The organism is Shinella agrisoli (assembly GCF_046557955.1).
In the GTDB taxonomy this organism is placed as follows: Bacteria; Pseudomonadota; Alphaproteobacteria; order Rhizobiales; family Rhizobiaceae; genus Shinella.
In genome coordinates this window covers 22,277-36,394 of sequence record NZ_JBJIEP010000005.1, presented here as the reverse complement: position 1 = coordinate 36,394, position 14,118 = coordinate 22,277, and the positions used below count along the sequence as shown (strand labels likewise).

The following is a 14,118-nucleotide window of genomic DNA, read 5'->3' as shown; positions in this document are numbered from 1 at the left end:
AACCGGAGGAGGGTGCCATGAAGACCTCGATCGCAACCGTCTCGCTCAGCGGCGACCTGCGCGAGAAGCTCGGGGCCATCGCCAAGGCCGGCTTCGACGGCGTCGAGATCTTCGAGAACGATTTCCTCGTCTTCGACGAAAGCCCGCGCCAGCTTGGCCGCATGGTGCGCGACTTCGGCCTGGAGATCACCCTCTTCCAGCCCTTCCGCGATTTCGAAGGCATGCCCGAGCCGCTGCGCAGCCGCACCTTCGACCGCGCCGAGCGCAAGTTCGACCTCATGCAGGAGATGGGGACGGACCTCGTCCTCGTCTGCTCCAACGTCTCCAGCGCCGCCCTCGGAGGGCTCGACCGCGCCGCCGCCGACTTCCACGAGCTCGGCGAGCGCGCCGCAAGACGCAGCCTCAAGGTGGGTTACGAGGCGCTCGCCTGGGGGCGGCACATCAACGACCACCGCGACGCTTGGGAGATCGTGCGCCGGGCCGATCATCCCAATATCGGCCTCATCCTCGACAGCTTCCACACCCTGGCGCGGAAGATAGACGTCAACTCGATCCGCTCGATCCCGAAGGAGAAGATCTTCATCATCCAGCTCGCCGACGCGCCGAAGATCGACATGGACCTTCTCTACTGGAGCCGGCACTTCCGCAACATGCCGGGCGAAGGAGAACTGCCGGTCGAGGATTTCCTGGCTGCGGTGGCCGAGACCGGCTATGACGGCTACCTCTCGCTGGAGATCTTCAACGACCAGTTCCGCGGCGGCTCGCCAGGCGCGATCGCGGCCGACGGGCATCGCTCGCTGCTCTATCTCGGCGACCGGGTTCGCCGCGCCAATCCCGGCCTGTCCCTGAAGGTGCCGGACATGCCCGCGCGCAGCCGCGTGGAGGGTGTCGCCTTCGTCGAGTTCGCGGTGGACGAGGCGGAAGCGCCCGAGCTGGAGGCGATGATCGCGACGCTCGGCTTCCGGCGCGAGGCGCGGCACAAGACGAAGAACGTCACGCTCTTCCGGCAGGGCGACATAAGGCTGGTCGTCAACACGGAGGACCGGGGTTTCGCCGGCTCCTCCTATCTCGTGCACGGCACGTGCGCCTATGCGATGGGCTTTATCGTCGAGGATGCCTGGGCGGCCCGCAAACGCGCCGTCGCGCTTGGCGCGGAAGCCTTCGAGCAACCGCTCGATCCCGGCGAGATCGAGATGCCGGCCGTGCGCGGCGTCGGCGGCGGCATCGTCTACTTCCTCGACGGGAAGACCGACCTCGCCCGCATCTGGGACATCGAGTTCGCCCCTCTGGAGGAGGCGCCGGGATCGCGTGACGCAGGTCTCGGAACGATCGACCACGTCGCCCAGACCATGCCCTATGACGAGCTCCTGACCTGGCTGCTCTTCTACACCTCGATCTTCGAGGCGGAGAAGACGCCGATGGTCGACATCGTCGATCCGTCCGGCCTGGTGCGCAGCCAGGTGGTCGAGAACGGCGAAGGTTCGCTGCGGATCACCATGAACGGGGCGGAGAACCGCAACACGGTCGCCGGCCGTTTCATCACGGAGACCTTCGGCTCCGGCATCCAGCACCTCGCCTTCACCACGAACGACATCTTCGCCACGGCCGAGGCGCTGGCCGCCAACGGCTTCGTCGCCCTTGAGATTTCACGGAACTACTACGACGATCTCGAGGCGCGCTTCGGCCTCGATCCCGCCCTCGCCGAGCGGCTCCAGACGAACAACATCCTTTACGACCGCGACGAGCACGGCGAATATTTCCAGCTCTACAGCCCCACCTACCACGAGGGCTTCTTCTTCGAGATCGTCGAGCGCAAAGGCTATCGCGGCTACGGCGCGGCCAACGCGATCTTCCGCATCGCGGCCTTACGCCGGCACCTGCGTCCCATGGGCATGCCCCGCGCCTGAAGCCGGGCGACCGGTCCGGACGCGGAACGCGGCTTTCGGCGCCCGTGTGATCCTTCGGTGACCTGCCCGGCCGATCCCGCAAAGATGCTCAATGCTCAAGCTCGTCCGCGTGGGAAAGCTCGTCCTCCGTCCTGCCCTTGCGCCAATAGGAGACGATGAGATTTTCGTCCTTCTTCAGCCCGCGCTCCCTGCGGAGGTAACCGCGGATCGCCTTGAAGGCGTCGAACTCGCAGCCGGCCCATGCGAAGACCGATGCGCCGTCGACGGGAAACGCAACCTCGCGCACGGCGTCGGCCAGCAGCGTCGTGCTGCCGGGAGCCGCTCCGTTGCGGTGCAGCCAGCGGATTTCGACACCCGATCCCGTGGCGATCGCCTGTTCCTCCGCCTTGTCGGCCACCTCGATCAGCGCCACGCCGCGGGCCGTCTCCGGCAGCGCCTCCAGCATGCGGCCGATGGCGGGCAAGGCGGTTTCGTCACCGGCAAACAGATACCAGTCGGCAGGCCGCAGGCCGCCGCCGCCGGGCCCTACGATGCCGGCCTGCTCGCCGGCCGTCACCCGTTCGGCCCATGCCGACCCCGGCCCCGCGTCCGGATGGATGACGAAGTCGATGTCCATCGTCCCCGCAGCCGCATCGACGGAACGGACCGTATATTTGCGAAGATGAGGGCGGTGGCTGCCCTCCGGCCAACGCACGAGGCCGTTGCTGCCCACCGACGGCCATTGCGGCACGCGCGAATCGGGATGCTGGATGATGACACGCAGATGCAGCGCTTCCAGCGTGTCGAACCGAGCGAGGTTTTCACCCCGCAGCGTGATGCGGCGCATATGCGGCGTGACATTGCGCACGGCGGCAACGTCCATGATCTGGAAGTTGGGAGGCGCCGCAAGCTCCCTGCCGTCGCCCGTCCAGGAGATTTCGACCGTTTCGTCGCCTGCAAATTCCATGAGATGCGAAGCAATGCCCATCTTGACGAGGTAGAGGGATTGCAGGTCCCTCGCCTCGGCGCGCACGACGAGCGCGTCGTTCTCGCGCCAGAAGCGGCTGGTCGCCATGTCCATCGCCACCACATAGGCGCCGTCCTCGCGGGTGATCTCCGCGCCGTGCTCCTTCAGGTGCTCGCAGACCGGGCCGATCAAGGCTTCGGGATCAGGCAACGCGATGCGCGCCTCCGCAACAAATCCGCTCATCAGGCCACTCCTTTGTGTCCGCTCATTTCGAAGGATGCCGCGGGAAGCCGGAGACAGTCGTCGATCTCGATGCAGAGATGTCCCGAGGCGGTCGCCTCCACACGCGCCGCAACGCCATAGACCTCTGCGAGCATGGCAGGCGTGAGCACCTCCTGAGGCGTGCCTGCCGAATGCAGGCGCCCCTGATCCAGCACGATCAACCGATCCGCCCATCGGGCGGCGGCGGCCAGATCGTGCAGGACGATCATGGCGATGCGCCCGCCACGAGCATAGTCCTTGACAAGCCGCAGGATCTGGAACTGCCGGGCCGGATCGAGCGCGCTGGTCGGCTCGTCGAGGATGAGGATGGGCGGTTCCCCGGAAACGGCCTGCGCCAGGCTGGCCAACTGGCGCTGGCCGCCCGAAAGCCTGTCCAGGCGCTGCATGGCAAGGTCGGCAATGCCGAGACGCGCGAGAACGTCGAAGGCTTCCTCGATCATGTCCCGGCCTTTGCTGCCATTGCGCGTCGCACGCAGCGCAACGATAACGCCCTCGACGACTGTCAGTCCGACGCCGCCGGGCAAGCCCTGCGGCATGAAGCCGATGAGCCTGGCTCTTTCATGGGGATCGAGGCGCGCAAGGTCGCGGTCGCCGAATGTCACCGTGCCGTTTCCCGGCACCAGGTTGGCGAGCGTGTGCAGGAGCGTGGACTTGCCGGCCGCGTTGGGGCCGACCAGTACGGCGAGTTCCCCCGGCACGAGCGGCGGCAGCGTGAGCCTGTGCAGCACCGCACGCCCCCGATAGCCGGCCGTAAGGCCGCGCACGGCCAGTGCTTGCGGACGTTCCGGCGTCACGCTGCCACCCGCCCGCGTCTTACGATGAGCAGGATGAAAACCGGCAGGCCCACAAGAGCCGTGACGATACCGATCGGCAGCAGCACACCCGGGATCAGGACCTTGCCGAGGATCGACGCGATCGACATCAGCAGCGCCCCGATAAGGAGGCTCGACGGAAGCAGGAAACGGTGATCCTCGCCCACCAGCATGCGGGCGATATGCGGGCCGACCAGGCCGACGAAGCCGATGATGCCCACGAAGGCCACCGCCGAGGCCGCCAAGAGGCCGATGCGCACCAGCGAGGCGAGACGCAGGCGCCGGACATCGATGCCGAAGCTGCGCGCCCGGTCCGCGCCGAGGCGTAAAGCCGTAAGGCGCCATGCCGAGGCGAGCGAAAAGGGTGCGGCCGCCAACAACACGATCAGCATGATGCCGCAGGTCTGCCAGTCGACGCGCGCCAGGCTGCCCATGCTCCAGAAAGCGAGCTGCTGCAACGCATCAGCCGATGCGATGAACTGTATCAGAGACAGCACTGCACCGGCGCTGAAGCCAAGGGCGATGCCGAACAGGACCAGCGTTTCGGGGCCGGCGCCGCTGAGGCGTGCCAGACCTTGCACGACGAGCAGCGCGCCGATGGCGAACACAAAGGCATTGCCCGAGACGATCCACGCCGGAGGAATGCCGGGCAGGCCGATGCTGAGGACGATGGCGAGGGCCGCCCCCAACGCCGCCGCCGACGAGACGCCCAGCGTGAACGGCTCCGCAAGCGGATTGGCAAGCACGGTCTGCATCTCGACGCCGGCGAGCGCCAGAGCGGCACCGACCAGAAGGGTCATCAGCGCCATGGGCAGACGCACCTGCCAGACGATGGCGGAGGCAGCATGATCGGCATCCTGCGCCGCCAGGAGCGCGGCGACGACCTCGCCGAGGGAAAGCCCCGCCGGCCCGGTGGCTAGATCGATGAGAAAGGAAAGGACGCATAGGGCGGCAAGCCCGGACACGAGCAGGCTGCGCTGCCACACGCGCCTCCGATAGGCGGCAATCCCCGTGGCGCGGTCGACGGCGAGGCTCACTTCACGCCCTCCGGGCGATCGCCCCGCGGATGCAGGCTGACCCAGTAGGCGCCGTCGATCGGCAGGGCCGAGAACCGCCGGTTGATCTCCCGGAGCGTCGATGCCGGGTCGATGTCGCCGAACAGCTCCGGGTGGATCCAGCGGGCGAAGGCATCGATGACGACGATGTTCAGCGCCCCGGTGAGCGGCATCCAGATGCCATGCGCCCGCTTGTCGGCGACCGCCCGAAGCTGCGAGACGATCGGCCGCCGCGTGACGGCAAGAAGGGTTTCCGCCGCCTGCTCCTGCGACCGTCCGGTGCCAAGCACGAGGCCGCCGCGCGCCTCGAGATAGGCGCCCCCGGTGCCGATGTAGACGTCCGGATCGGCCTTCAGGACGTATTCGGCGCTGAGCTCTCCGATCGTGCCGGGTATGACGTCCGAACCGATATTGTGACCGCCGGCGAATTCGATGAGATCGCCGATGCCGACGCCGCGCCCGGTCGAGGCGCAACATGCATCCTTGCCCGTATGGGCTTCCAGAAGGACCCTGGGCCGCACAGCCGGACCGGCCTGCGCGAGACGCGAGCGAATCCTTTCGACATGGCCGTGGTAGAAGGCAGCGAAACGATGCGCCTGGTCCCGATTGCCGGTCAGCTCGGCAAGCAGCTTCAATCCCTGCAGCGGGTCCGACGCCCGTATCTGCGGCGTTATATCGATGATCGCAGCCGTAACGCCCGCCGCCTCCAGCTTGCCGATCACGGATGCGTCGCCGGCATAGTAGGGGTGCAGGAGGACCAGGTCGGGCTTCAGGGCGATTATCTGCTCGACCGGGAACCCGCCGAGCCAGCCGCCCTGCAGAACATGGATGTCGTCGATGGCCGGATCGGTCGAGCGGAATGCCGCCATCGTTTCGGCATCGATGCGGGTCGGGTTCCAGGCGATCACCTTTGCCGCCGGTTTCGGATCGATCAGGGCCAGCCCGATCATGTCCGAGCCTTCGGACAACACGATGCGCTGTGCCGGCTCTTCGAGCGTAACCACACGGCCGGCCTGATCGGTGACCCTCACCTCCGCAGCCGCAAAGGAGGCCGCCGAGCAGACCAGGAGCGCCGCGGCGACGACGTGGCGGAACTGCATGGCGCTCACCACCTGTATTTGAGCGTGGCGAGCGCGGAGCGCCCTTCGCCGTAGACGCAGGACCCGTAGCCATTGCAGGCCGCCACATACTTCTCGTCGAAGACGTTGTTGACCTTGACGTCGAGCCGCAGTCCTGCAAGCGACGGATCGCGCTTGCCGAAATCGTAACCGAGCGCGAGGTCGACCAGGGTATATCCCGGCACCTTGGAGGGCGCGCGCTCGTATCCGGGCGCGTGCGCACCCCACAGATTGGTATCGGTGCCGTAGGACGATCCGACGTAGCGGACGCCGCCGCCGAGCGTCAGGCCCTCGAGCGCGCCCTCCCCGAACGTGTAGGACGCCCAAAGCGAGGCCATGTGCTCCGGAACGCCGACCGGCCGCTTGCCGATGAAGGCCGCGGTGTCGCTCTTCACGACCTCCACGTCGGTAAAGCTGTAAGCGGCGATCAGGTCCAGCCCGTCGAGGACGCTTGCCCGGATTTCGGCTTCAAAACCCTTCGATGCGACCTCGCCGTTCTGCGTCACGCACCGGTTCTGCGGCAATCCGGGGCAGACATGGGTCGGATCGGGATCGGTGGCCGTCACGTTGTTTTTCGTGATGTGAAACGCCGACAGCGTGACCGAAGCGTCATAGCCCTCGGGCTCGAACTTCAGTCCGGCCTCGACCTGTTCGCCGGTCATCGGCTTCAGCGCGTTGTGATGGTAGTCCATCCCGAGCGCCGGCTCGAAGGAGGTTGAATAACTCACATAGGGCGCCAACCCGTTGTCGAAGAGATAGAGAAGGCCGATCCTGCCGGTGAACGCGCTGCTTTCGGCCTCCGACGTCCCGCCGTTCGCTCCCGTGATCATGTTGGTGATCTGCGAGCGGGATTCCGCCCAGTCGTGCCGCCCGCTCAGCCACAGGCGCCAGTTGCCGTAGGATATCTGATCCTGGGCGTAGATGCCGAGCTGGTCGAAGGGTTCCTTGCGATCGAACGTCAGCCTGACGGGTGTGATCGGTATTCCATAGACCGGGTTCGTCCAGTCGATAGGCCCCGCCAGCCCCTGACCGTAGTTGAACCTGTTGCGGTATCGCTGGTAGTCGAGACCGGCGAGGAAGGTATGGTCGGCTCCCCCGGTGCTGAATTCGGCCTGGATCTGATTGTCCACCGAGAAGCTGTAATCCTTGTGCACGGAGTAGGAGGCGTTGCGGTTGATGGTCCTGCCGTCCGCCGCCAGGCTCTGGAAGTTCACGCTCTTGATGTCGTCTTCCATGTATCCGAAGCGAAGGTTCTGCCGGAACTTCCATGTCTCGTCGAACCTGTGCTCGAACTGGTAGCCGATGGAGGCCTGGCTGCGCTCGAAGTGGTTGTAGTTCGGATCACCCTGGAAGAAGTCGCGCGGGATATAGCCGTAAGGTCCCGGCAGGACCGTGCCGATCGGCGGCAGAAAGCCTGCGTCGGAGGTGCGCGGATCGCGCTGATACATCGCCTGGATGATCAGGGTGGTGTCCGCCTCGGGCGTCCAGGTCAGAGAGGGGGCGATCATCGCCCGCTCGTCGTTTTGATAGTCGACCTGCGTCTCGCCCAGCCTGCCGAGGCCGATCAGGCGGTAGAGGAGCGTGCCCTCTTCGTTGAGCGGGCCGGTAGAGTCGAAGCCGCCCTCGACACGTCCGTAGCTGCCGACCGAGGTATAGACTTCGTGGCTGCCGACATCCGATGGCCGTTTGGAGACCATGTTGACGAACCCGCCGGGCGTGGCCTGCCCGTAGAGGACGGAAGACGGACCGCGGAAGGTTTCCACGCGTTCGAGGAGATAGGAGTCTATCTGGATCGACGTCCGGGGGCCATGGTGCCACTTGAGGCCGTCCAGATATTGCGCATAGGTCGCGGCGGCGGAGAAGCCGCCGAAGCCGCGGACGAAAACCGGGTCGAACCGGCGGCTTTGGAGGCCCGCCGTACCCGTCAGCACGCCCGGGGTATAGCGCAGGGACTCCGAGACCGTCCGCGCGCTCTGCTGGTCGATCTGGTCGCGGGAGACCACCGAAATGGATTGCGGCGTTTCGATCAGCGCCGCATCCGTCTTCGATGCCGTTCCCGAGCGCCTGGCGACGATGCCCTCCACCGGCCCCCAGGCGCTCTCTCCCCTGCCTTCGACCGTGATCGTCTCCAGCACCGTCGCCCCGTCGGCCGCGATAGCGCCGGCCGCCGGGCCTGCCACGAGGGCCGCGGTAAAGGGGCCTGAAATCCGCACGCTGACGCCCGTGCCGGCAAGCAAGGTGCGCAATGCCTGCGCCGGCGCCATGGCGCCAGTGACCGGCGCCGAGCGCTTTCCCGCAACGGCCTGCGAGGTGAAGCCGACCTCCCAGCCGGTCTTGCGGACAAAGGCTGCGATCGCCGAGGAGAGCGGCTGTGCCGGGATGTTGAAACGCACCGCCTGGCCGGCGGATTGCTGCTGCGCGTTGGCGATGACCGGAGCGAAGGGTCCCATGCTGCCGAGGATCGTCGACGCGATCAGAAGAGAGGCCAGACGTCGCTTGCCGCGGCTTGCGCCCGTCCTGCCTGCTTTCCCCCTTGTGTCAGCGCACGCCTTCGGCTCCATCGACAATCCCTCTCGCCTGAATTCGAGGGCCGGTTCGCACCGTGGTTTTCCGGCCCCTACACACCTGACAATCGGGCGGGGCAAATCTCACAAAAAAAGTTGAGTGCTTATCGCAGGATTAGGAGTCCGCCCGGGATGCGGGTGACGGAGGCGCCTGCGGCCGTTGCCAAGGAGCGGATGACGCGCTCCGGATCATCAACGCGATAGCTGCCATTTATCCTGATCCCGCGAAGCGCGCCGTTCGCGACGATGACCGGCTGGCCGTAGTATCGTCCAACCTCGCCGATAACCCGGCCGAAGGGCTGGTCCTCGAAGACCAGCCGTCCCTGTAGCCAGGCAAGGGACGCCGCCGTGTCCGTCTTCCTGACGGCGGAGAGGGTCTCCGCCGAGGCGGTGATGCTCTCTCCCGCTTCGAGCGAAGCCGTGTCCTTCCGTTCGGGAAGCCGGGCGACGTCGACATGCCCCCTCTCAAGCACGACGGTATCCGCGTCGCTGTCGGTCCGAACGGAGAATGCCGTTCCCTTGACCTCCACCTCGGAGAATGCCGCCGCCACTGTGAACGGCCGCGCCGGATCGTGCGCCACATCGAAATAGGCTTCCCCCTGAAGCAGGGCGATCGACCGCTTCGTTCCCTCGAAATCCACCGAGACTGCCGACGCGGTGTTCAACGTCATGCGCGAGCCATCCGGCAGCGTGATCTCGTCGCGAACGCCGGTCGCGGTCACGTAGTCGGCCTGCCATTGCACCATCAACAGGGGATATCGCTGTATCCCTATGGCCAGGATGACAGCTGCCGCGGCGGCCAGGGCAACCCTTGCCGCAATATTGCGCTTCGGACGCCGGTAGCGCACAACGGGCGCGTCGCCGGCATGGGTCGTATATCCGATGCGCGAAGCGATCGTCCTGGCGACCGTGTCCATCTCGGGAAGGTCCCACGCCCCGGCCACGGCGGCGAAGGTCCTCGCATGGGCGGGATCGGCACCGTGCCACGTCTCGAACGCCGCCCGCAGCGCCGCATCCTGCGGATCGGCCTGGAGCAGGAACAGCCAATTCAGCGCAGCATCCATCACCGGGTCCGGATGTACGAAACCCTCTTCTTCATCGCTACGCTCCGGCTTATCGCGTTCCACTCAGGTCAACCCGGTCTGGCAGCCCCATGAGAGAGCGGCCTCATACCTGAGACACTTGGCAGGCAGGAATCTCACAAAAAACCTCTCCTTCGGAGACGATTGCCATCAATAGAATTGCCCCGCTCGTCATGACCTCGAGGCGGAGGAATGCTCAGCCGCGATCGATCTTCGCCAAGGCATCAAGGCAGTGGGCGTGCGCAAGCTTGAGGTCGTTGAATACCGTATTGGGCGAGACGCCGAGATGCTCGGCGATCTTCGGATAAGGCCATTTTTCCATCCGGCTCAGAAGCCAGACGGTCTGCGCACGCTGCGGAAGCCTCGCCACGGCCTCGTTGAGGCATTGAAGCCTCTGGCGCTGGATGAGGTCGGTTTCCTGCGAAGGTGCGGACGAGGCGACATTCTCCAGATCGGCCTCGGACACATCGTCGCGCTCGATCCGGCCGCGCATGTCCTGGCGCCGCTTGTAGTTGATCGCGAGATTGCGCGCCGTCTGATAGAGGAACGCTTCGACGTGCTCGATCGGTCCGTTGTCGATCGCCCTGCGCGCGCGGACGTAGGTCTCCTGCGCGACATCCTCCGCCGCCTGCGGATCGCGCACGATCCGCATCACGCTCCACATGATGGATTTCCGGTTGCTGAGGAAGATGTCGGCGAGGGTCGCGCTCACATTCCTACCCTTTCGCCACAGCCCCGACACGGGAAGGCCAGAGAGCATGCGTGGCCGGCCGGCCGCGCAAGGAGCGCTCTGTCGTCACGGCTGCGAATGTCTCGGTTCGGTCGGTTCCCAAGGTTGACGCACATCCATGTTTCTGCAGGAGGCCTCATCGAAGAACGGGTCGCCATTCACTAGCAGACGGAAAATTCCGCGCAACCATGGTGAATTGGAACGCATCCAGGGAATGTGCAGCAGGCGGAGGGAGATGCATGCCTGCACATCCATCCGCAGGAACTAATATTTTGATTTTATTTATATACTCCGCGATTCACCGCTTGCCGAGGCATTCGCGCTTCTCATGGAATTTCGCAAGGACGTGGCAGATCCGCAACATCCTATCCGTGAGCAAGGCGGCAGGGTGATGGTCTCGCCAGGCCGGCGCGCCTGCGATCGGCGATCGTGAGCGCTCCCGCGCACCGCTCGATGATTCCGGCCAGCATCCCGACGGAGGACCAACGCCTCCGTTAAGGGATCTTGCTGCGCATTGATGGTTCGCCTCTCCGCTTGGTGATGAGTACGAAGAGCAGCGGCACGAAGAAGATGCCAAGTACGGTTGCAGCGATCATGCCGCCCATCACGCCGATGCCGATGGCATTCTGCGCGGCGGAACTGGCTCCGGTCGCGAAGGCGAGCGGCAGAACGCCGAGGATGAAGGCAAGCGATGTCATGACGATGGGCCTGAGGCGCATGCGGGCGGCTTCCAGCACGGCGTCGACGACGCTGCGGCCCTGATCGCGCAGGTCCTTGGCGAACTCGACGATCAGGATGGCGTTCTTCGCGGTCAGACCGATCGTCGTCAGCAGGCCGACCTTGAAATAGACGTCGTTCGACTGGCCGAAGATCCATGCGGCGACGAGCGCGCCCAAAACGCCGACCGGCACCGCGAGGATGACCGACAGAGGAATGGACCAGCTTTCGTAGAGCGCGGCAAGGCAGAGGAAGACGACGAGGAGCGAGACGGCATAGAGCATCGCCTCCTGCGAACCGGCGAGCCGTTCCTGATAGGAAAGGCCGGACCAGGCCGCGCTGTAGCCGCCGTCGAGGTCGGCCACGAGCGCCTCCATCCGGTCCATGGCATCGCCGGAGCTTGCGCCGGCCTGCGCCGCGCCGTTCATGGAAATGGCCGCCGTTCCGTTGAAGCGGGCAAGGGAGGGCGAACCCTGGATCCATTTCGTCGTGGCGAAGGCTGAGAACGGCACCATCTCGCCGTTGCCGTTGCGGGCATACCAGCGATTGACGTCCTCCGGCTGCATGCGGAAGGGCGCGTCCGCCTGTACATAGACGGGCTTGATCTCGCCGTTATAGACGAAGTCGTTGACGTTGCTGCCGGCAAAGGCGGTGGAGATCAGCCCGTTGATGCCGCTGATGTCGACGCCGAGGGCGCCCGCCTTCTCCTGGTCGATCTCGATCTTCAGCTGGCTTTCCAGCGTGCGGGTATTGCCGCGCACGTTGCCGACCGTGTCGTCCCCTTGAGCAAGGTCGGCAAGCCGGTTGCTGGCCGCCGTCAGCGCGTCGCGGCCGAGATTGCCGGTGTCTTCGAGATACATGGAGAAGCCGTTGCTCTGCCCCAGCCCCTGAATGGCGGGCGGCGCGAGCACGAAGACCTCCGCGTCGCGGATCCTGCGGAAATGAGCCGAGGCGCGCTGCGAGACGGCAGACGCGGAGAGCGACGCATCCGTGCGCGCATCGAAATCCTTGAGGCGCACGAAGGCCATCGCCGCGTTCTCGCCGCTTCCCCCGAAACCGAAGCCGAGCGTCATGAAGACGCTCTGCACCGCGTCCTTTTCCTCGGTGAGGAAATAGTCCTCGACCATGTCGATGACCGCCTGCGTGCGGGCGGCGTTCGCGCCGGCCGGCAGGGTGATCTGCGTCATCAGCACGCCCTGGTCCTCCTCCGGCAGGAACGAGGTCGGCAGCTGCGTATAGACCCACCAGGCCCCGCCGAGCAGCGCGGCGAAGAGCACGAGCATGCGCAGCGGCCGCAAAAGCATGCCGCCGACGGCGCTGACATAGCCGCGCGTCGTTTTCTCGAAGCCGCGGTTGAAGCCGCCGAAGATGCGCGCCGCCAGCCCGCCATGCGTGGGCTTCAGCAGCATGGCGCAGAGCGCCGGCGTCAGGATGACCGCCACGAGCACGGAGAGCAGCATGGCGCTGGCGATGGTGACGGAGAACTGCCGGTAGATCACGCCGACCGAGCCGGAAAAGAAAGCCATGGGGATGAAGACGGCGGTGAGGACGAGCGCGACGCCGATGAGCGCGCCGGTGATCTCGCCCATCGATTTCTCCGTCGCCTCGCGGGCGGAGAGCCCCTCCTCCGACATGACGCGCTCGACATTCTCCACCACGACGATCGCGTCGTCGACGAGAAGGCCGATGGCAAGCACCATGGCGAACATGGTGAGCATGTTGATGGAGTAGCCGAGCGCCGCCAGCACGCCGAAGGTGCCGAGCAGCACGACGGGTACTGCGATCATCGGAATGAGCGTCGCGCGCAGGTTCTGCAGGAAGAGCAGCAGCACGAGGAAGACGAGCACGATCGCCTCGATCAGCGTCTCGACGACCTTCTCGATCGACAGTTCGACGAAAGGCGTCGTCTCGTAGGAATAGGCGATCTCGACGCCTTCGGGCAGCGAGCCTGCGAGACTGTCGAGTTCGGCATGCACCGCCTCGGCCGTCGTGATGGCATTCGCGCCGCTCGCCAGCTGCACGCCGAAGCCGGCGGCCGGCATGCCGTTGAAGGTCGAGCTCTGGCCGTAGCTTTCAAGGCCGACCTCGACGCGCGCGACGTCGCCGAGGCGCACGACGGAGCCGTCCGTCGCCGTCTTGAGGATGATCTTCTTGAACTCGTCGGCCGAGGTCATCTGCGTTTGCGCGACGATGCTCGCCTTCAGCTGCTGGCCGCGCACGACGGGCGTCGCGCCGATCGAGCCGGCGGCGACCTGGGCGTTCTGCGCCTGGATGGCCGTGGTGACGTCGGAGGGGACCAGTTGGTACTTCTGCATCTGGTCGGGATCGAGCCAGATGCGCATGGCATAGCCGCTGCCGAAGGACTGCACGGAACCGACGCCGTCGAGCCGTTCGATACGTTCCTCGATGCTGCTCGACATGATGTCCGAAAGCTCCGAGGAGGTGTAGCGGCCGTCGCGCGAGATGATGTTGCCGATCATCAGGATGCCGGAGGGCGAGCGGGAGACGCTGACGCCGGCGTCCTGCACAGCCTCGGGAAGCTGGGACTCCACGCGCGCCAGCTTGTTCTGCACCTCGACCTGGGCCAGTTCCGGATCCGTGCCGCTGGCGAAGGTGAGCGAAATGGAGGCGGATCCTGTGTTCGACGTGGCCTCCATGTAGAGCAGGCCGTCGAGGCCGGTCATCGCGCTTTCGATCTTCGTCGTGACCGAATTTTCCACCGCTTCCGCGGTCGCGCCGGAATAGCTCGCGCTGATGCGCACCGTGACGGGCGCGACGTCGGGATATTGCGAGATCGAGAGCGAGTAGATGCCCATGATGCCGGCCAGCAGGGTCGCGATGGCAAGCACGATGGCAAAGACGGGGCGGGCGATGAAAAAGCTCGCCAAGGCATTGCGCCGGAAGC

At 65.7% G+C, this 14,118-nt stretch carries 9 protein-coding genes; 1 reads left to right on the top strand and 8 read right to left on the bottom strand.

The annotated features are described in order from the left end of the window. Positions 1-17: 17 nt before the first annotated feature. Entirely contained in the window at positions 18-1,907 is a 1,890-nt protein-coding gene (locus ACIIOY_RS05840) for a bifunctional sugar phosphate isomerase/epimerase/4-hydroxyphenylpyruvate dioxygenase family protein (RefSeq protein ID WP_411033694.1), read from the top strand. An 88-nt stretch (positions 1,908-1,995) separates the two neighbouring features. Here ACIIOY_RS05840 and ACIIOY_RS05835 read toward each other — a convergent pair whose 3' ends face one another. The 8 genes from ACIIOY_RS05835 to ACIIOY_RS05800 form a co-directional block, all read right to left on the bottom strand. Next, positions 1,996-3,096, bottom strand: a complete 1,101-nt coding sequence (locus tag ACIIOY_RS05835; RefSeq protein WP_411033693.1) for a DUF2218 domain-containing protein — start codon at positions 3,094-3,096, stop codon at positions 1,996-1,998. Next, complete coding sequence (locus ACIIOY_RS05830) at positions 3,096-3,929, bottom strand: ABC transporter ATP-binding protein (protein WP_411033692.1); 834 nt, start codon at positions 3,927-3,929, stop codon at positions 3,096-3,098. Before ACIIOY_RS05830 ends, ACIIOY_RS05835 begins: the two co-directional genes overlap by 1 nt. After that, positions 3,926-4,984 carry a FecCD family ABC transporter permease gene (locus tag ACIIOY_RS05825; protein WP_411033691.1) on the bottom strand — a complete coding sequence of 353 codons (1,059 nt, stop codon included), beginning with the start codon at positions 4,982-4,984 and terminating at the stop codon, positions 3,926-3,928. Before ACIIOY_RS05825 ends, ACIIOY_RS05830 begins: the two co-directional genes overlap by 4 nt. After that, complete coding sequence (locus ACIIOY_RS05820; protein WP_411033690.1) at positions 4,981-6,102, bottom strand: ABC transporter substrate-binding protein; 1,122 nt, start codon at positions 6,100-6,102, stop codon at positions 4,981-4,983. Before ACIIOY_RS05820 ends, ACIIOY_RS05825 begins: the two co-directional genes overlap by 4 nt. A gap of 5 nt (positions 6,103-6,107) precedes the next feature. Further along, positions 6,108-8,570 carry a TonB-dependent siderophore receptor gene (locus ACIIOY_RS05815; RefSeq protein ID WP_411033689.1) on the bottom strand — a complete coding sequence of 821 codons (2,463 nt, stop codon included), beginning with the start codon at positions 8,568-8,570 and terminating at the stop codon, positions 6,108-6,110. 218 nt (positions 8,571-8,788) lie between these two features. Continuing rightward, a complete protein-coding gene (locus tag ACIIOY_RS05810; protein ID WP_411033688.1) occupies positions 8,789-9,811 on the bottom strand; it encodes a FecR family protein in 1,023 nt (340 codons plus the stop codon). A gap of 151 nt (positions 9,812-9,962) precedes the next feature. Further along, positions 9,963-10,478, bottom strand: a complete 516-nt coding sequence (locus ACIIOY_RS05805; RefSeq protein ID WP_411033687.1) for an RNA polymerase sigma factor — start codon at positions 10,476-10,478, stop codon at positions 9,963-9,965. Positions 10,479-10,990: 512 nt separating this feature from the next. Beyond that, positions 10,991-14,101, bottom strand: a complete 3,111-nt coding sequence (locus ACIIOY_RS05800; RefSeq protein WP_411033980.1) for an efflux RND transporter permease subunit — start codon at positions 14,099-14,101, stop codon at positions 10,991-10,993. Between the last annotated feature and the right edge of the window lie 17 nt (positions 14,102-14,118).

Excerpts from the sequence above, each read along its gene's own strand:
- ACIIOY_RS05840 (WP_411033694.1), top strand. The coding sequence starts at position 18 with ATGAAGACCTCGATCGCAACCGTCTCGCTCAGCGGCGACCTGCGCGAG.
- ACIIOY_RS05835 (WP_411033693.1), bottom strand. The coding sequence starts at position 3,096 with ATGAGCGGATTTGTTGCGGAGGCGCGCATCGCGTTGCCTGATCCCGAA.
- ACIIOY_RS05820 (WP_411033690.1), bottom strand. The coding sequence starts at position 6,102 with ATGCAGTTCCGCCACGTCGTCGCCGCGGCGCTCCTGGTCTGCTCGGCG.
- ACIIOY_RS05815 (WP_411033689.1), bottom strand. The coding sequence starts at position 8,570 with ATGGGACCCTTCGCTCCGGTCATCGCCAACGCGCAGCAGCAATCCGCC.